Annotated in this window: 17 protein-coding genes and 1 tRNA gene; 12 read left to right on the top strand and 6 right to left on the bottom strand. The window is 49.6% G+C overall.

Annotated features, from left to right (window positions below; translation table 11 throughout):
* Nucleotides 1-247 precede the first annotated feature (247 nt).
* The 10 genes from ACO6UY_RS16355 (at nt 248) to ACO6UY_RS16310 (ending at nt 10,938) form a co-directional block, all read left to right on the top strand.
* Nucleotides 248-1,990 (top strand): ABC transporter transmembrane domain-containing protein, encoded by a 1,743-nt coding sequence (locus ACO6UY_RS16355; protein WP_422490638.1) that lies wholly within the window; start codon nt 248-250, stop codon nt 1,988-1,990.
* 67 nt (nt 1,991-2,057) lie between these two features.
* Entirely contained in the window at nt 2,058-3,845 is a 1,788-nt protein-coding gene (locus ACO6UY_RS16350; protein ID WP_422490636.1) for an ABC transporter ATP-binding protein, read from the top strand.
* Between the two features lie 121 nt (nt 3,846-3,966).
* Entirely contained in the window at nt 3,967-4,164 is a 198-nt protein-coding gene (locus ACO6UY_RS16345; RefSeq protein WP_422462389.1) for a hypothetical protein, read from the top strand.
* A complete protein-coding gene (locus ACO6UY_RS16340; RefSeq protein ID WP_422490634.1) occupies nt 4,145-4,741 on the top strand; it encodes a hypothetical protein in 597 nt (198 codons plus the stop codon). The genes ACO6UY_RS16345 and ACO6UY_RS16340 overlap by 20 nt, the downstream gene beginning before the upstream one ends.
* The gene (locus ACO6UY_RS16335; RefSeq protein WP_422490632.1) at nt 4,720-4,971 is read left to right on the top strand and encodes a hypothetical protein; all 252 of its coding nucleotides are present in this window, start codon (nt 4,720-4,722) and stop codon (nt 4,969-4,971) included. The genes ACO6UY_RS16340 and ACO6UY_RS16335 overlap by 22 nt, the downstream gene beginning before the upstream one ends.
* A 61-nt stretch (nt 4,972-5,032) precedes the next feature.
* Nucleotides 5,033-5,533, top strand: a complete 501-nt coding sequence (locus tag ACO6UY_RS16330) for a GNAT family N-acetyltransferase (protein WP_422462387.1) — start codon at nt 5,033-5,035, stop codon at nt 5,531-5,533.
* Nucleotides 5,534-5,722: 189 nt separating this feature from the next.
* Nucleotides 5,723-6,421, top strand: a complete 699-nt coding sequence (locus ACO6UY_RS16325; RefSeq protein ID WP_422462385.1) for a Type 1 glutamine amidotransferase-like domain-containing protein — start codon at nt 5,723-5,725, stop codon at nt 6,419-6,421.
* Nucleotides 6,422-6,525: 104 nt separating this feature from the next.
* On the top strand, nt 6,526-9,600 hold the full coding sequence (locus ACO6UY_RS16320; protein ID WP_422490630.1) for an efflux RND transporter permease subunit: 3,075 nt from the start codon (nt 6,526-6,528) through the stop codon (nt 9,598-9,600).
* A complete protein-coding gene (locus tag ACO6UY_RS16315) occupies nt 9,597-10,655 on the top strand; it encodes an efflux RND transporter periplasmic adaptor subunit (protein ID WP_422450158.1) in 1,059 nt (352 codons plus the stop codon). The genes ACO6UY_RS16320 and ACO6UY_RS16315 overlap by 4 nt, the downstream gene beginning before the upstream one ends.
* A 207-nt stretch (nt 10,656-10,862) precedes the next feature.
* Nucleotides 10,863-10,938, top strand: a tRNA-Lys gene (locus tag ACO6UY_RS16310).
* A 50-nt stretch (nt 10,939-10,988) separates the two neighbouring features.
* On the opposite strand, the gene ACO6UY_RS16305 is transcribed toward ACO6UY_RS16310, so the two are convergent.
* A complete protein-coding gene (locus tag ACO6UY_RS16305) occupies nt 10,989-12,302 on the bottom strand; it encodes an NAD(P)/FAD-dependent oxidoreductase (protein ID WP_422490628.1) in 1,314 nt (437 codons plus the stop codon).
* 125 nt (nt 12,303-12,427) lie between these two features.
* A complete protein-coding gene (locus tag ACO6UY_RS16300; RefSeq protein ID WP_422450160.1) occupies nt 12,428-12,667 on the bottom strand; it encodes a DUF3094 family protein in 240 nt (79 codons plus the stop codon).
* A 183-nt stretch (nt 12,668-12,850) separates the two neighbouring features.
* Between ACO6UY_RS16300 and ACO6UY_RS16295 the strand changes: the two genes are divergently transcribed.
* Nucleotides 12,851-13,627, top strand: a complete 777-nt coding sequence (locus ACO6UY_RS16295) for an SAM-dependent methyltransferase (protein WP_422450161.1) — start codon at nt 12,851-12,853, stop codon at nt 13,625-13,627.
* Nucleotides 13,628-13,666: 39 nt separating this feature from the next.
* Here ACO6UY_RS16295 and ACO6UY_RS16290 read toward each other — a convergent pair whose 3' ends face one another.
* The 3 genes from ACO6UY_RS16290 to ACO6UY_RS16280 form a co-directional block, all read right to left on the bottom strand.
* Complete coding sequence (locus ACO6UY_RS16290; RefSeq protein ID WP_422490626.1) at nt 13,667-14,464, bottom strand: hypothetical protein; 798 nt, start codon at nt 14,462-14,464, stop codon at nt 13,667-13,669.
* Between the two features lie 183 nt (nt 14,465-14,647).
* Nucleotides 14,648-15,658, bottom strand: coding sequence for a nucleoid-associated protein (locus ACO6UY_RS16285; protein ID WP_422490624.1), 1,011 nt, complete (start codon nt 15,656-15,658; stop codon nt 14,648-14,650).
* Nucleotides 15,659-15,991: 333 nt separating this feature from the next.
* Nucleotides 15,992-16,594, bottom strand: coding sequence for a TetR/AcrR family transcriptional regulator (locus ACO6UY_RS16280; RefSeq protein ID WP_422450164.1), 603 nt, complete (start codon nt 16,592-16,594; stop codon nt 15,992-15,994).
* Between the two features lie 169 nt (nt 16,595-16,763).
* On the opposite strand from ACO6UY_RS16280, the gene ACO6UY_RS16275 reads away from it, so the two are divergent.
* Complete coding sequence (locus ACO6UY_RS16275) at nt 16,764-17,309, top strand: thioredoxin family protein (protein ID WP_422466160.1); 546 nt, start codon at nt 16,764-16,766, stop codon at nt 17,307-17,309.
* 4 nt (nt 17,310-17,313) lie between these two features.
* On the opposite strand, the gene ACO6UY_RS16270 is transcribed toward ACO6UY_RS16275, so the two are convergent.
* A partial coding sequence (locus tag ACO6UY_RS16270; protein WP_422490622.1) for a tRNA-uridine aminocarboxypropyltransferase occupies nt 17,314-17,845 on the bottom strand: 532 nt, incomplete at its 5' end.

Raw genomic sequence — 17,845 nt, 5'->3', positions numbered from 1 at the left:
TGCATCCATGGACTTGTCGCTGTGGACAGTATGGGTGGTCTGCTAAACCCCCTGCCATAGGATAGCTGCACATCTTATTAACGCTGTTTTCTTTCAATCAAACCAAGTGTTGTTGTCAGCTGTCTTGTCTCGAACAGTATTGCTGTTCCCATCGGTTTTGACTGTTTGGTGAATACATGACCCTGACGTATTCATTTCTTAGCCTTTTATCGGCTGAATTTAGTAGTTAAAAGGCATTGGGGGATACATGTCTATTTTCTGGAACCTGGGATGGTTCTTTAAGCAACACTGGCTGCGTTACAGCTGTTGTGTACTTTTTCTGATTCTGGTGTCTCTTGCAGAGTTATTGCCGCCCTGGATTATCGGTGATCTCGTCGATGAGGTGCAGCAGGGCAGCATTACTTTTGCCAGTGTTTTGCAGTCATCGCTGCTTATTGCCTTTATTGGTCTTGCCATATACGCCCTGCGAAATGGCTGGCGGATTATGTTGTTTGGTGGAGCGATTGAGCTGGGCAGGGTTATGCGCCTGCGTTTATTTCATCACCTTACCCGGATGTCGCCGGAGTTCTATCAGCGGCACAATACCGGTGATTTGATGGCTCACGGGACCAATGACGTAAGAGCCATTGAAATGACAGCGGCAGAGGGCGTGCTTACTCTGGTGGACTCCATGATTGCCGGTTCTGCGGTGATTATTGCCATGGTTCTGGTGTGCGGTTGGGAGATGACCGTGGCTGCGCTGCTGCCTTTTCCGGTCATGGCCTGGCTGATGTTCAGGTATGCGGGCTTACTGCATTCCCGATTCAAGCTGGCCCAGGAGGCGTTTTCCGATCTCAATAACCGGGTTCAGGAAGCGGTTTCCGGAGTGCGGGCGATCAGGGCCCATGATTTGAACCGTTCACAGATGCAGAAGTTCGCAGCTCAATCAGAAACTACCGTCGCTGCCAATATGCAAGTGGCCCGGATTGATGCGATGTTTGATCCGACGATTTCCATTTGTGTGGGTGTTTCTATCCTGGGAAGTCTGGGTTTCGGTGCATGGCGCATTGACAGTGACCTGATGACGCTCGGTGAACTGACGACATTTACCATATATCTGGGTTTACTGGTCTGGCCAATGTTTGCCTTTGGCTGGCTGTTCAATATTGTGGAAAGGGGGAATGCCTCGCTCAACCGCCTTCAGTCATTGATGGGTGAAAAGCCCGGTGTGGTTGATAGTGAATTCGAGACTGTTAAAAGCCTGGATGGTGATATCCACTTTGACATTAAAAGCTTTACTTACCCGGGTGCCGATAAAGTGGCTTTGGGGCAGTTGGCACTGACTCTGACGAAAGGACAGTTTGTGGGTATTTGTGGCAGAACTGGCAGTGGGAAGTCCACCTTGCTGAGGCTGCTGTTACGACAGTACGACGATGCTGCCGTAAGTATTCAGTTAAATGGTGTTGATCATCAACAGTTCTCGCTGGATCAGCTCAGAAGCCGCTTCGCCCTGGTGGCCCAGGAGCCGTTTTTGTTTTCTGCGACCATTGCGGAAAACATTGCTTTTGGAAAACCGTTGGCCAGCCGTGCAGAGATTGAACAGGTTGCCAGGCTGGCCTGTGTCCATGACGACATCGTGCAGTTTAAAGATGGTTATGAAACCATGCTGGGCGAGAAGGGAGTCAACCTGTCCGGTGGCCAGAAACAAAGGCTGACCATTGCCCGGGCATTACTGCTGGATGCGGATGTTCTGCTGTTTGATGATGCTTTTTGCTCTCTGGACATGCAGACTGAGGCAAGAATTCTCGACAACTTAATAACATCAGGTCAACAGAAAACCATTGTTCTGATTACCCAACGACTGACTAACTTGAACAAGGCGGATCAGATTGTGGTGCTTGATCAAGGCAGAGTCAGCGAATCAGGGGCACACAGGGAGCTGATCACCGGGAATGGCTGGTACGCCAGAATATTTAAACGTCAGTCTCTGGAAATAAAAACATCAGGGTGACTAAGTAGCTGGCCATATGGTTAGCTACTTAACTCTGTCTTCCGGGCCTTGGGAACTGGGTGGAAACGTGTTGGAAAGGAATAAGAACAATAAGCAGCAGTTTATACGGCTGTTGAATTATGGAAGACCCTACCGGCGGCAGCTGGTGCTCAGTCTGTTGCTTATGTTACTGGGTACCGGTGCCACGCTCTATGCGCCGGTATTAATGAAAACGTTTATTGATGACCATGTGGTTCCCCGTGACTGGGATCAGAATGCCCTGATCCTGCTAGCGGTTGGTTTTATGGCAATGTACCTGATGGCCGCTGTGATGAGCTGGTTTGAAGCCATGCTGTTTCAAAAGGTGGCGCTGTCGGTAGTACACGATATTCGTCGTCAAGTGTTTAATCACCTGTTCCGGTTACCGATGGCTTTTTTTGACCGGGAGCCGGTGGGCAAGCTGGTTTCCAGGGTGACTAACGATACAGAAACTGTTCGGGACCTGTTCGTTCAGGCACTGCCTGATACCATCAAAGGTGTTGTCACCATTATTGGCGTCATCATTGCCATGTTTTTGCTGGATGTTCGGTTGGCACTGTTCTGTCTGGGCATTCTGCCCATTATTGTTGGCTGTATTTATCTTTATCAGAAATACAGCCATCCGGTGTTTCATGCATCCCGCGCTGTGCTCAGTGATATCAACACCCGGATTAATGAATCCATACAGGGGATGTCGGTTATTCAGGTATTGCGTCAGCAGAAGCGGGTTAGTCAGCAGTTTGAAGATACGTGTCAAGAGTATCAGCGGATTCAGAATCGTCTGGTGATCATTAATGGCGTGCTCTTGAGGCCAATGGTCCATTTTGCTGCCATGTTGGCGCTTGCATTAATGGTCGGTGGCTTTACTGGTCAGGCATTGAGCGGGCCGGTAGAGATCGGGTTGCTTTATGCGTTTATAAACTATCTTGATCGTATGTTTGAGCCATTGACCCATATCACCATGCAGATGCAGGTTTGGCAGCAGTCAGTAGTTTCTGCTGAGCGGGTTTTCCAGTTGATGGATGAACCGGTTGAGGATAGACCGGAGCGTAAGAATGGTGTGGTTATTCAGCGTGGTCGTATAGCGTTTCGTGATGTTGAGCTGTCTTATGATGGGGTTAACAAGGCATTGGATGGTATCAGTTTTACCGTTGAGCCCGGGCAATTTGTCGCACTGGTTGGCCATACCGGCAGTGGGAAAAGTTCCATTGTTAACCTGTTAATGCGGTTTTATGAATACCAGAAAGGTTCAGTGCTGATAGATGACCAGCCCCTGGCTTTATTTTCCGAACAGACCTTGAGAGACAGCCTTGGGCTGGTGTTTCAGGAGCCTTTTGTTTTTCAGGGCAGTATTGCTGAGAACATCCACCTGGGAAAGGCTGACATCTCTGATCAAGGAGTAAAAGAAGCGGCTAACCGGGTTCAGGCATCTGGCTTTATAGAACAGCTTCATGATGGCTATGAAGAGAAAATGGGTGAACGTGGGCAGTCACTGTCAAGTGGTGAGAAACAGTTGTTGTCGTTTGCCAGAACCCTGGCCCAGGACCCTGCGATACTGATCATGGATGAAGCCACTGCCAATATCGATAGTGAAACCGAGCTGGCGATCAAACAGTCGTTGTTTACTCTGAGGCAGGGCAGAACGACGTTAGCGATTGCCCACCGATTGAACACTATTGAAGACGCAGATCTGATTCTGGTGATGGAGCGAGGCAAAATAGTTCAGCGTGGAACTCATCAGTCACTGCTGAAAGAGCCGGGGTTGTATCGGGATATGTTTAAGGCACAGCAGGATGTTGTAGTGCAGGAGTCTGACAGGTTGTCGCTGGTCAGCTAACGTCTGCCAGGCCTTTTGCAACCGTATGTTTGCAAACAGACAAATATCGTCGTTTAAAATAAACCGAAATTATACACTGATTGTTTAAACCATATAGATCGGGAAACGAAGAGTTAAGCCTATGAAGTTGAAACTCCTGACAGTTGCTATTGTCGGTACCGTGTTAATAACAGGCTGTGCAGTTAGCTCCCATCATTCTCTTGAGAAGCACGAGGAAGTAGCTCAGGCCCCTGAGATTTCTGGTATTGAGTACGACAATATGGATTCATCCGTGCGTCCGCAGGATGATTTCTATCGTTATGAATGGTCAATGGCTTGATAAAACAGAGATACCGGAAGACAAATCACGCTATGGTGCCTTCAGCAAACTTTATGATGCACGACAATCTGAAGTGAATGCACTCTATGTGAGTCAATCCGGGTTGGGGCTTCCTGATCGGGACTACTACCTGGAAGAGGGGGAGCGATATAAGGCTATCCGGCAACAATACCAGGATTACATGACCGAGCTTTTGGTCCTGGCGGGTCAACCAGAGCCGGAACAAGTGGCAATGGGGATTATGGCGCTGGAAACAAGGCTGGCTGAAGTTCAGTGGTCTCGCGTGGAGCGACGTGATCCGATAAAAGCCTACAACAAAATGACAGTAGCTGATGTCAATCAATTAATGGGGGATTTTGATTTTTCCCGGTATCTCCGGCAGGCCGGTGTTGATATTGACCAGGTGATTGTACGTCAGCCGGGCTACTTTGAAAAACTGTCGTCCATTATCAGCGGTACTGATATCTCGACATGGAAAAACTACCTGACATTCCATACATTAAACAGTTATGCGTCGTCTTTAAGTGAACCCTTTGCCCAGGTACGTTTTGATTTTTGCGGCAGAACGTTAAGTTAAGAGGTATTGAGGAGCCTGCACCACACTGGAAGCGGGGTGTTGACTCAGCGGATGATGTACTTGGCGAACTGTTGGGTAAGGAGTACGTGAAAACGTACTTTCCACCGGAAGCAAAAGCCAGAATGTCAGTGTTGGTTGATAACGTTATTGATGAATTCTATAAAGCCTTTGAGGTGGAAGAAGGTGATGGTATGTACCGTAAACCAGAAGACCGGGTAAAGATCTGGTAATATCAGTCGTGCTTTCGCCTCCTGTCAGGTACAGGAGGCCATTTAAAAAGGAGTTTGCTCAATGGCTGAAATTATTATCAGATCCGTAGAAATGAACGATGCGGATCATCTCAGAAAACTCTACGAGGGAGAGCGGGCTTATTCGGGTACACTGCAGCTCCCACGACCATCTCTGCAGTTCTGGGAAAACCGCCTGGAGAAGAGCAATCGGGAAAGTGTCCATCAATACGTGGCAGAAATAGATTCGAAAGTGGTTGGTTATCTGTTTCTGGATAACCCACCCAATCCGCGACGACGCCACGTAGGTTATCTCGGAATGGCCGTTCATGATGACAGCCAGGGGCAGGGGGTTGGCAGTGCCTTGATGGCAGCCATGGTGGATCTGGCAGATAACTGGCTGAACCTGCGAAGAATGGAGTTGACGGTGTTTGTGGATAATGAACCTGCAATTAAGCTCTATAAAAAATTTGGTTTTCAGATAGAAGGCGAGTCACCGGATTATGCTTTTCGAAACGGTGAGTATGTTGGTGTTTACCATATGGGCAGGATTAACAAACGGTAATTGAGCTTGTATGACTTTTGCCAGAAATCAAAGAGCAGGTTAGGGAACCAGTGGCAGATACGTTATCGGGCACTTTCAGCCTGAGGAGGCTGGAAGTGCCCGATTATAATAAAAAGTTGCCACCAACGGGATTGGTCAAAATCAGATGCTTACCCTGAAATACAAGAATTAATAAAAGACAGTGAATTTATGAGTAGTCAGCAGATTATCGCTCTTGGTGGCGGTGGATTTTCCATGGAGTCTTCACCGGTACTGGATGATTATATCCTTCGGCAAGGTGGAAATAATCCGAGGATTTGTTTTCTAGGCACAGCATCCGGTGACAGTGAGAGTTATATTACTCGTTTTTATCAGCGTTTTGCTCAACGGGAGTGTCAACCTTGTCATCTTGAGCTGTTCCGAAGAGATGGCCGGGATATTGAGGCTTTTCTTTGCTCACAGGATGTGATTTATGTTGGCGGCGGAAACACGGTCAATATGCTGGCTATCTGGCAGCTTCATGGTGTTGATCAGGCGCTGAAAAAAGCATTGAACAGTGGAACCGTGCTGTGTGGGTTAAGTGCCGGTTCAATCTGCTGGTTTGAAACAGGGGTTACTGATTCCTTTGGCGGTGATTTGCAGCCATACCCATGCCTGGGCTTTTTACCAGGAAGCCATTGTCCACACTATGATGGTGAAAAAAACAGAAGGCCTGCCTATCAGGAATTGATTAAACACGGTCGCCTTTCCCCGGGTATTGCAGCAGATGATGGGGTTGGTCTTCATTACATCAATGGGGAATTGAGTCGAGTAGTGTCTTCAAGGCCGGGTGCTGCAGCATATCGTGTGGAGATGGAGGCGGGGCAGTTAGTTGAGACTCGTCTGGTTAGAGAATTGTTAATCGAATGAAGGAACTGAACGTGTAGCTGGTTGATCTCAATGTGGGGAGACAGCAGAAAAACTATCACCTTTATATGTAGATTTTTTGAGATGAAAACAAGAACTAAAGTAATATGAACCTGACCCGCTTCTCCATCCACAACCCGGCCGTGATTGCTATTGCGGTTGCGCTCACTTTCCTGTTTGGCCTGTTGAGTATAAGTCAGCTGCCCATTCAGTTGTTTCCTGATATTGACCGTCCTCACTTATCGGTAGAGGTGTTCTGGAGGGCAGCGGCACCGGAGGAGATAGAATCAGAAGTCACAGATCCACTGGAACAGGCGCTTAAAGGTCTGCCAGGGTTGAAGATGATGGAAAGTGATTCCGGCAGTGGACGTGTTGAAATTGATATGGAATTTGCCCTGGGCACGGACATGCAGGAAACCTTGCTTGAGGTGATCAATCGCCTGAATCGGGTTTCTGGCCTGCCAGACAATATCCGTGGACCGTTTGTCAATAATAATGGCTCCAATGACAGCCTGACCTGGTTTTTTCTTCAGCAGTTACCGGGCAATGATCGTTCCATTAAAAACTATCAGGGGCTGATTGATTCCCGGGTGAAACCGGTGCTGGAAAGTATTCCCGGTGTTGCTGGTGTCGCTGTCCGTGGCGAAGGGGAACAGCAGCTGGATATTGTTTTTGACCCATGGCGTGCCGCAGAGCTTGGGGTCACTATTCCTGAACTGGCAGCTCGTGTAGCCACCGGTTTTGATGTCTCCGGCGGTACCCTGAATATCGGGCGCCGTGAGTATAAACTGCGGCTGGCGGGTAAATATGAGATTGACCAGCTGGGTGACATGGTGGTGTCCTGGCGTGACGGTTTGCCAGTGTACCTTCGTGATCTGGCAGATATTTCAATAAGCCGGGGTAAGGAGCGAACGCTGCGCATTCAGAATGGCAACCCGGCCATTGGCATGCAGATTTTCAAAGAGTCTGGTGCCAATGCCCTGGATGCATTACTGGGCATCAAGTCAGCAGTTAAAAAACTGAATGACGATGTGTTGGAGCCTGAAGGGGTGAAGATGGTTCAGTCCTTTGATGCTTCGGTATTTATTCAGCGCGCCCTGGATATGGTCAGTACCAACCTGCTCTTTGGGATTTTGCTGGCCATCGCCGTTCTCTGGTGTTTTTTGCGGCGCTGGCGGGCAACGTTGATTATTGCCATGTCGATCCCTGTGTGCCTGATGATTACGTTGGGTATTCTGTTTTTCACTGGCCGTACCTTAAATGTTATTTCTCTGGCCGGGCTGGCATTTTCTGTTGGCATGGTACTGGATGCCGCCATTGTCATGCTGGAAAGCATCGTACGACAGAGGGAGAACAGTAATATCGAACCAGTTAAAGCGGTGGAAGTGGCGTCGTCCAGGGTATGGGGCGCACTGCTGGCATCAACGCTGACGACGATCGCCATCTTTCTTCCCGTTATGCTTCTGAATGATGTGGAGGGGCAGCTGTTTGCTGACCTTGCCCTGACTATTGCGGTTTCGGTGGCTGTTTCATTGTTGATTGCCATGACGGTGCTGCCCACCGCTGCCGCACGGTGGTTACCACAACAGGAATTTAAAGACCACTACCGCCATATCTGGCAGGGAATAAGTGACTGGATTGTTCGCCTGACCTCAACCAGCCGTCGCCGCTGGCTGATTATTGTTGTTCTGATGGGGCTGCCAATCGTATTAACCCGTGTTGCTATGCCCCGAATGGATTATCTGCCGGAAGTTAAACGGGATGCTGTTGACGTCTGGTTTAATTTTTCTCCGGGAACCAGTGTCTCATCGGTTAAGGAAGAGGTGGTTCCACTCCTGATTGAACGGCTTAAACCGTATATGGAAGGTACTGCTGAGCCAGCATTGAAAAATTATTACTTTATTCTGTGGCCCGGTGGCGCAACCATGGGGATTCGAGCGAAAGACCAGAGCCAGGTGAAAGTGCTGGAAAGGTTGGTCAGACAGGACATTGTCAATGATATTCCCGATGCAACGGCTTTTGCCCGCCAGGGCAACTTGTTTGGCAATTATGGCAGTGGTAATGGCGTCAATCTTGATCTTCAGTCAGATAACCTTCCCGGGCTTTATACCGTAGCAAAGCGGGTGATTGGGCTAATACAGGAGGAGTTGCCCGGTGCTGATGTACGGCCTTTTCCCGGGCTGGATTTTACTGCACCGGAACTAAGGCTTTTGCCGGATGATCGTCGCCTTTCTGAAGTGGGTTGGTACCGGGGCAGTCTGCCAGTGATCATACAGAGTCTGGGAGAAGGCATTCATCTGGGAGAATATTTTGATGGCCAGGAGAGCCTGGACATTATTATGCGCAGCAATGAAATCCGCTCCCCTCAGGTGTTGGAAATGACGCCGTTGATGACCCCTGCCGGGTTTGTTGTTCCTCTTGGTGAGCTGTTGTCGGTCGAGTCCAGACTGGGGCCGGAAAGTATTCGCCGGGTCGATCAGCGACGGACGCTGACCCTGTCAATTTCACCAACCGATGATATGACCCTGGAAGACACACTGGATTTTGTCGAGCAGACCATTGTCCCGAAAGCTTCTCAATTGATTAAAGACGGGATTAAAGACGGTGGCCAGATAAAAATTTCCGGTAATGCTGATAGCCTCAAGCAAGCGATTAACAACTTACTGAATATTTTTATCTTTGCATTGTTGATTTTAATGATCCTGCTTTGGGGGTTATTCAGGTCCTTCAGAGACACGCTGCTGGTCATCCTGACGCTGCCACTGGCCACGGTGGGTGGTTTGCTGGCGATGGTTTTATTGAATGGTATTACCGCTCAGCCCATGGATCTTTTGACCATGGTCGGCTTTATTATTCTCCTGGGGCTGGTGGTGAATAATGCCATTCTACTGGTTCATCAGGCTCGAAGTGGTGAGCGTTCAGGAATGAACAGAAAACAGGCGGTCCGGCAGGCACTGGTTACCCGGATGCGCCCGATATTTATGACCACATTGACCAGTATCTTTGGCATGTTGCCGCTGTTATTAAGTCCTGCAACGGGCAGTGAAATATATCGTGGGTTGGCAGCCGTGATTATTGGCGGCATGACCATCAGTACGGTCTTTACATTAGTGCTGCTTCCGAGTCTGTTACGGGTCGGGGAAAAAGAGGTGGCTGATACCGAAATGGAGTCAAGCGCATGAAACTATTACGTCTCAACGGTATGTTGATCCTGCTGATGCTGGTTGCTCCCGTTAGCTTCAGTTCTACCGCCGTAACCACGGCTGTGGTGGAAACTCATTATTCAGCTCCTGTTCATTGGTTGAACGGCTCTGTGATCAGCCGGGAGAGTGCCAGGATCAGTGCAGAAGTGAGTGGTCGTATTGTCTGGCTGGCGGATTTTGGACAACCACTGCAAGCAGGTGATTTGCTGGCCAGAGTGGATGATGCAGCGCTAACACTGGAAGTGGACAGTCAAGAGCTGAAAATGCTCAGGGCCCGTGAGAAGTTTGAGTATTTGAATAAAGAGCTTGAGCGTCTTCAGGCATTGCATAAGAAGAAAAGTATTTCAAAAAGTGTGTTGGATACAGCGGAACATGACTATCGGATTGCCAAACTGGATTGGCAGCTGGCTACTGTGAATCATAAGAAGGCGCTTGATCAGTTGCAAAGAACAAAGATACGAGCGCCGTTCGCCGGAGTGATTAATGATCGAATGTCGGCTGCTGGTGAATTTGTCTCTATTGGTGACCCCCTTGTTCAACTGATTAATACCGGACAGATTGAGGTGAAGGTTCAGGTGCCCATTGAGTTGTCAGGCTATCTGGATGAGCAAAACTTGCTGGATATCCGCGACGGTGAAAAAACTTACCAGTCACAGTTGATTAACCGGGCGGGGGCGGCAGATTCAAAGTCCAGGTTAATGGAGGTGCGGTTGAGCCCGATTGACGTTAACTGGGCTCCCGGCGTTCCGGTGAAGGTTGCCATACCACTGAAAAAACCGCTGAAAGCATTGAGGGTTCCCAGGGATGCCGTGGTCATGGACGGTGATGGGCATAAGGTTGTTAAGATCATCCGGGAAAGCGAGGTTTATCAAGCGCAGCCTGTAGCTATTGAAGTGCTGTCTGGCAGTGAGCTGTATGTAACGATACGGGGGGATGTGTATCCCGGTGATCGGGTGGTCGTACGAGGTGCCGTTGGTTTAAAGGCTGATGATGTGGTGACGCTGGTTGATGGCGAGTTAAAGAACGCTGGATGATTTCAGGATTTCTACCGTGCAGTGGACTGCTCCACAATTATGGCAGATCACTTTATTATGGGACGGGTTGCGGGAATTACTGAGTGATACTTTCGTCCTCGGGCTTTACAAGCTCTATGGGGATGGGTAATATCGTCGCCTCTCTGGTTCGCAGTCGGTTGTGAACAAGGAGCGTTCTGTCTATCAGCCTGTGGCTGGTGCAGAAATGGGTCGTTAGCTCAGTCGGTAGAGCAGTTGGCTTTTAACCAATTGGTCGTAGGTTCGAATCCTACACGACCCACCATTTTCCAGTTTTTATAGCCGTTGGTGAACTTTTTGCCAACGGCTTTTTTGTTAGTGAAGTTTAAGCTGTGGTCGGGTTGTCCTGCTGATCAGGTCCTTCAGAATCAATGTTCCGGTTCTCAGTTTGCCAAAGAGTGTCATCTGGTGCATCCGGTACAGGCTGATGTAAAACCATTTGGCCAGTGTTCCCTCAATCATCATATCGCCGGTAATGGCACCCATCAGATTGCCCACGGCACTGAAACGGCTCAGGGAGATCAGCGAGCCGTAATCCTGGTAATTGAATTCCAGCGCTGTGGAGCCATTGGCCTGGGCTATCAGGCTTTTGGTCAGCAGGGATGCCTGTTGATGGGCCGCCTGTGCCCGGGGAGGAATGGTAATACAGTCATTGTTACTATCAGTCAGGGTACAACTTGCACAGTCGCCCATGGCGTAGATTTGATCGTCCAGCGTCGTTTGTAAGGTGGAACGGACAACCAGTTGATTGATCCGGTTGGTTTCCAGGCCATCTATATCGGACAGAAACTCAGGTGCTTTGATCCCCGCTGCCCAGATTCTCAGGTCGGATTCAATAAACTCACCATCACGGGTGGTTACCCCGTCAGCCTTGATTTCTCTCACCATCTGTCGGGTCATTACCCGAATCCCCATTTTGCTTAACTGCTTTTGAACACTGTTGCTGATTCGAACCGGCAGTGCAGGCAGTATTCTTTCGCCTCCCTCGATGATGGTTACTTCCAGATCCTCCGGCTTGATGGCATCCAGTCCATAGTGGGCCAGTTCAATGGCGGCAAAATGGAGTTCTGCGGCCAGCTCCACGCCAGTGGCACCGGCACCAATAATGGCAATGCGAAGCCTGGTGCTTTCGTTATTGCTTGCCTGGGCGTGAAGGTAGTGGTTTATCAGGGTGGTGTGGATTTTCTCTGCCTGTTGACGGTTATCCAGGAACAGGCAGTGCTCTCTGGCACCGGGTGTATTGAAGTCGTTGGCGGTGCTGCCTACGGCAATAACCAGCTGATCGTAGGCCAGAGTGCGGGCAGGCACTACCTCGTGACCGCTGGCATCCTTAACAGGGCTGAGTCCGATGGACTTTTCTACGCGATTCAGGCTGGCCATCTTGCCCGGGATAAATTTGAAGTGGTTCCATTTGGCCTGTGCCAGATAGCTTAATTCATCCTCAAAGGCATTAAGGGAGCCAGCGGCCACTTCGTGCAGGAGCGGTTTCCAGAAATGGGTATTATTGGCATCAATCAGGATGATTTCAGCGCGCTTTTTTTTGCCGAGTTTCCTGCCCAGGCCGGTGGCCAGTTCAAGTCCTCCGGCTCCACCACCAACGATCACGATTCTATGGAGTTTGTTCTTCACATTGATTCCAGTTTTTTCTATTAATTATGTATGGCTGTTATGGGGGCTGTTATTGTTTCACCGGAGAGCCGAATTTACTGTTCATGGCTATTTTTTTGCCTGCGTTCTGGTTGCAGGTCATCCTCTCAGTCAGGTAAAACCAGATAGCCGATAATCCGGCTTAAAACACCAAGCACAACAATAACAACGGTTAGCCAGGCCATCAGGCGCAGAGGCTTGAATGGCGAACGCTCGACCTCATTAACCCCTTCTTTTAAATACTGATCAACCCGCTGCTGGTCTTCAGGATACAGCCGTTTGGATTGTTGGGCGGAACTGGCAATGGGCTTTTTATCGGCAACAGGCGCTGAAGTATCTTGGCTCATGGTCATAACTCCCTTTCTTCAGCCCAAACATAGTACATTCTGAGATCGGCGGAAAGGTGATGGGATGGTTTTTGACCGATTTATCAATTTGCCCGGCGGCATCGGGTATTTTGCGTTCCGGGCAATGGCTGGTATTAATATAAGGGCACACTTTCGAAATCACTTTCGTTCAGGGGCAAAGGCATGGCATTTAACAGGGAATTGTTAATACTGGCTTTTCGGCAATGGCGTTATCAGTGGCGACAGAGTTTCAGGGAGCTGAAGCGCTATGGCAGAAACCCAAGGTTTGTTTTTCCATGGTTATGGTTGAAGCTCAGTTATCTGCTGGATAGTCCGTACGCGGTCAGTCGTCGTTATCAGCGTCGTATCAAGGCGGAGAACATTTATGTCTACGGTGAAACTCCCTTGACCAGCCTGGAGTTAATTGCGGAAAGATCAGGCGTGAGCTCGGACGATCATGTGTTTGAACTGGGTGCCGGGAGTGGTTTTACCAGTATCTGGTTGCAGGGGGTTAAGGGGTGCCAGGTTACCGCTATTGAGCAGATTCCACTGTTTTGCTGGCGCTTGCAGCGCACCAGCCAGCGTATGCGGTTGCATGGCATTGATGTTCGCTGTGAAGACTATCTGACGTCGCCACTGGAAAGCGCATCAATTATCTATCTGTATGGCTCAAATCTTGATGATCATGTCATTACCGGGCTGGCAGAGCGCCTGGCTGAACTGCCCGCTGGCATCAGGATTATTACCGTCAGCTATGCGCTGCAACCATTTCTGCATCAGCAGGCGTTTAAGGTGACTGATCAGTTTACGGTGCCTTTTGAGTGGGGTGAAGCGGAGGTGTTTCTGCAGGAAAGGATGTCGGCAACTGAAGTGCTGACGATTATGGCACCAGGGAGTCATGAGTCAGACAGCTATTCTTGTATCGTTCCGGAGAGCGGGATGGTAGAGAATGAAGAGTGATGCTTTTGTACGTGATAGCCGTGGCTGAAAAGCGCTTATTTACAGCATACGTTGGACGGAAGAAAGCCTGCGAACAATCCGTTTGCCATAGCGCACAATCAGATCAGGTATCTTCCGTTCCGGAAACCGCTCAAAACTGCTGTGAATAAACGACCAGGCGGCGTTTGCCTGTTTGACGGGTACCATGGCGTGGGGATGATCACCTAACTCATCATTAAAAGCAGTCATTCGCTGGTGGAACCGGTTGGCCTGTGCTTTCAGTTGCATTTGGTTGGTATTGGTGATCTCGGTATTTTGTTCTGAAACCAGCAGGTTCAGGTAGTCTCTGGTCATGTATTGCATCAATAGCGCTTGCTCCAGAAAGCGCAGATTGGCCTTGTCTCCAGCCAGGACGTCGGTGACTTTTTGCCTCAACAGCAACAGCTGGCGATCCATTTTCGCCAGTACCCGCAGTAATGAGGTTCCAGAGGGGGGGGCAGAACTGGCTGGAATGGTGCTCAGCCAGGTAATGTGTTTGTTGACCACCGGCCAAAGGGATACGACGGTGACCAGCAGTTTATTGGCTTCAGGATCATCAAGGCTTTCTGGCAGCGTATTGATGGTGATGTTGACTGATTGCTGTGCCAGCTGCAGCGCGTTTCTGGCATCCTGATCGAGAAAATCCAGCTGCAGGCGGTGAATGCTGATCAGTATGTCGTTGAGCATTATTTGCTGCTGGATAATGGTGGCAGGAGATAGGGCAGGGGATTCTTTTTCGCTCGCTTTTACACCGAATGCCAGCAGGATTGTGGACAAGGTGATGACCGTTGTTGCACGAAAAACTGCACGAAAAATCATAGTGGCTTCCGGGTTGTTTTTCATCAGGTGTTTATCGGCAAGCGGGATGCTCGCTGTAGGAAGCAGACCTGAAGACCCTCTGCGCTTAAAAGCGTGTGCAGTGTGATGCAGGCACCCATCCCTGGGCGTCAGATCAATCCCTTGTGTTTATTTGTAGCAAATTTGTTCTGGTATGGATACTGCTTAATTCTGCTTCAGCTGTGCTTTCAGTTTGTCAGGAACCCCGGTGATGATCAGCTGGTCGTTGGTTTCATCATAGCGAATCTGCCCGCCCAGTAGCTCGGCATCAAAAGAGAGGCTGAGTCCCTTGCTTCGCCCGGTATAGCGTACCAGCTGGGTCAACTTGCGGCGTTCAGGGGACATGGGGGTGCTCATGTCATAATCCCGGGTGTTGACGAAGCGGGCAAAGTCATCCGGGCCAGCTTCGCTGAGGTGGCCTGTCAGCTCCTGCATTGACAGACTTTCCCCTTCATCCAGTTTGTTCTGGCAGTAATCATAAACCTGCCGTTTCACAATCGTGCGGTTTTCTTCTACCGGTTCTTCCTGGCAATACGCCTCCACTGCCTTGAGAAGGGTGTCCGCTTCGTCTTTGCTGCTACTGGTTTCACTGCAGCCAATCACCTCCTGGAATACGGTGCTGAGACGCTTGCCCCCTTTTGGCCGGAGAAATGATAGATAGCGCCCCGCTTCCGGGTTTTTCTGCCAGTCGGTAATGTTGATGCGACAGGCCAGGGACATACGAGCGGTGTCCAGGTAGGACGTGTCCTGAATGGTCAGCTCATCAGTAATGGTGACACTGTTCTGGCTGCTGAGCATGCAAAGCAGCAGATAACGGGTCAGGCCCTGCTGATAGTCTGCGAACATCACATAGCCACCATTGATGGCTCCGGCCTCACTGAGGTTTTGCCCAAGGCTGGTCAGTGTTTCTGTGGTGAATTGGGTAAAACCGGCGGCCTGTTCATCGGAGCTTTGATCCATATATTGCTTCAGGCGTTCGGGAAAACTGTCCTCTGCCAGATCGGAGAACTGTCCATAGCACTTATCGGGTTTTTTATTATAGGTTTGCAGCAAGTCATCCAGTACCAGCTCCAGAGAGGGGGAGGAGACCAGGCTCTGGGAAGCTGGAGTGGGCTGTAACTGCTCTGAACCATGGGCAAGGTCCAGTTTGTGCACAATAATCTGTTTGATGGTCATGACTTGATGCTGGAAAGTCCGAATTGATAGCTCGATATGGTACAGGGATTCTGCGTGTTTTGCTCGACAGACTCCCGGCACGGCCTGAAGATGGGGAATGGATTGAATTCATTATGGCAGGCGTTAAGTAGCTAACCATATGAAATCATATATTTCTGACTCCTTGTGCTGGCACTCCCGGCAACTGCTCCTGCGTTGCTCTAGCTCCTGCATCCATGCAGTCGTGCTTCGTTACAACTCCGGTCACATAGCTACGGCTATGCTCCCTCCGTTGTGCCTCGCATAGTACCAGCCCAAGTAGCCAGAAATATTCGATTCCATATGGCCAGCTACTTACTGGTGCGGGATGGAAGTAAAGAGGTTATTCAGGCTCTGCCTGACCTGTTTGTCCAGGGCATGCTGATTCGGGTTCACTTTGGCCATCAGCTGGATGCTCAGATAAAGGTTCAGCAGCTCGCTGGCAATAACTTCATGATTAATAGTAGCGCTGCTGTTTTTTTTCGGTTCTGTATATTTCTCAATAAAATCAATAAAGCCTGTTCGCAGCATCTGGATGCCTTTCTGCACCCGTTCTGATGCATCGGACGGCAGTAGATGGAGTTCATTGCTGGTGGTCACCAGGAAACAACAGTTGCGGTAGCTGGCCTCCTGACCATGACGATAACCGGAGGTAAAAAAGCGTCGGAGATCCAATAGCGTGGGACTGTAAGCTAGGTACTTATCGATTCTTGGTTGCAGCTGCCATTCAAGGTAGTGATCAAGAGCACAGAGAAATAATTGCTCTTTATTCTGGAAATGATAATAAAGGCTACCCGGATGCATGTCGGTAACCTCTTCCAGTTGCTTCAATGAGCAGGCATAAAACCCCCTGGACCAGAAAAGCTCAAGGGCATCGCTTAACACCTGTTGTCGATTGAACGAGGATGATCTTCCCATAGGCTTACTATTGATTATTGTCACCCTAAGTTAGCAGAGTTTTGACCTCTGTAAACAGCCTTGTGGTGCCAGGGCATGGCTTATGCCATGATTCCGTTGAATTGCAGAAACGTCGCGGACCACCATATCCACTATGGTTAAACAGGTTAAATAACAAAGGTGATACATCATGGCGCTCACACCCTCTTCTATGGTTGAACTTGGTTTTCAGGCTCCGGATTTCAGTTTGCCGGATGTTTTTTCCGGGACCGAAAAAACTGTGGCTGAGGTGGCCCGAAGTAAAGGGCTTCTGGTGATGTTTATCTGTAACCATTGCCCTTATGTTGTGCATATTGACGAGGGGCTGGTGGCATTGGGCAAAGAGTTTCACGGCACGGATCTGGGCATTGTCGCGATCAGCGCCAATGACGTGACCGATTACCCCCAGGATCGCCCTGAGTTGATGGCCCAAAAGCCCTATGGCTTTCCGTATCTTTATGATGAAACTCAACAGGTGGCTAAAGCCTATCAAGCGGAATGTACGCCAGACTTTTTTCTTTTTGATGGAGATTTGAAGTGCGTTTATCGCGGACAGTTTGATGGCTCAAGGCCGGGGAATGGTAAACCGGTGACAGGAGATGATCTTCGCAGTGCCATGACCGCTTTGCTAAAGGGCTTGCCAGTCAGTGAAGATCAAAAGCCCAGTGTCGGTTGCAACATCAAGTGGCGTAAATAGTTACTCAACCATTTCTCTGCGGATAATTTTTCTTGAAAATCTCCTGCCCCATGGCGTTGATTTGCTGGTCAATCATCAGGCTGAATGTGTCCAGAAGCTGCTGATGTGCCTGGCTATCCCGGCTGGCCTGACGCAGCAGGGTAACCGCTGCTTCTACCGTTGATAAGGCACCTTCTCCCGGTGCTTTGCGAATGCGATAGTCGGATATGGCAAGCTCGGTGAGCTCAATACTGGGGAGTTGTTGCAGTTGTGGGTTGCGGTAATAGATCTTTTTGGCCTTGCGCCAGGTTCCATCCAGGATGATCAGTGCTTCCGGCATCGCTGTTCGCAGGATATCCTGGCTGGCGTGGGCATTAGCCCCGGGAAATAGCAGATAACAGTCCTTTTCTGCCAGCGTATTTTGGAGGTGTGTATGATCGGAAAAATCTTCCCCCACCCATACCTGGCAATTACCGATGCCCAGCTCCAGAATGCGAGCCGTATTCAATGGGTGCCTGGACTCCCGGGGGTGCTGCAAAATAATTATATCCATGCAG

Origin of the sequence: Endozoicomonas sp. ALE010 (assembly GCF_049310165.1) — a bacterium.
In the GTDB taxonomy this organism is placed as follows: domain Bacteria; phylum Pseudomonadota; class Gammaproteobacteria; order Pseudomonadales; family Endozoicomonadaceae; genus Endozoicomonas.
Note: the sequence above shows the minus strand (reverse complement) of the source record. Positions and strands in the feature narration are given on the sequence as shown.

Coding starts and splice junctions, on each gene's coding strand:
- ACO6UY_RS16355 (WP_422490638.1), top strand. CDS start 248: ATGTCTATTTTCTGGAACCTGGGATGGTTCTTTAAGCAACACTGGCTG.
- ACO6UY_RS16345 (WP_422462389.1), top strand. CDS start 3,967: ATGAAGTTGAAACTCCTGACAGTTGCTATTGTCGGTACCGTGTTAATA.
- ACO6UY_RS16340 (WP_422490634.1), top strand. CDS start 4,145: ATGAATGGTCAATGGCTTGATAAAACAGAGATACCGGAAGACAAATCA.
- ACO6UY_RS16330 (WP_422462387.1), top strand. CDS start 5,033: ATGGCTGAAATTATTATCAGATCCGTAGAAATGAACGATGCGGATCAT.
- ACO6UY_RS16325 (WP_422462385.1), top strand. CDS start 5,723: ATGAGTAGTCAGCAGATTATCGCTCTTGGTGGCGGTGGATTTTCCATG.
- ACO6UY_RS16320 (WP_422490630.1), top strand. CDS start 6,526: ATGAACCTGACCCGCTTCTCCATCCACAACCCGGCCGTGATTGCTATT.
- ACO6UY_RS16315 (WP_422450158.1), top strand. CDS start 9,597: ATGAAACTATTACGTCTCAACGGTATGTTGATCCTGCTGATGCTGGTT.
- ACO6UY_RS16300 (WP_422450160.1), bottom strand. CDS start 12,667: ATGAGCCAAGATACTTCAGCGCCTGTTGCCGATAAAAAGCCCATTGCC.
- ACO6UY_RS16295 (WP_422450161.1), top strand. CDS start 12,851: ATGGCATTTAACAGGGAATTGTTAATACTGGCTTTTCGGCAATGGCGT.
- ACO6UY_RS16290 (WP_422490626.1), bottom strand. CDS start 14,464: ATGATTTTTCGTGCAGTTTTTCGTGCAACAACGGTCATCACCTTGTCC.
- ACO6UY_RS16285 (WP_422490624.1), bottom strand. CDS start 15,658: ATGACCATCAAACAGATTATTGTGCACAAACTGGACCTTGCCCATGGT.
- ACO6UY_RS16280 (WP_422450164.1), bottom strand. CDS start 16,594: ATGGGAAGATCATCCTCGTTCAATCGACAACAGGTGTTAAGCGATGCC.
- ACO6UY_RS16275 (WP_422466160.1), top strand. CDS start 16,764: ATGGCGCTCACACCCTCTTCTATGGTTGAACTTGGTTTTCAGGCTCCG.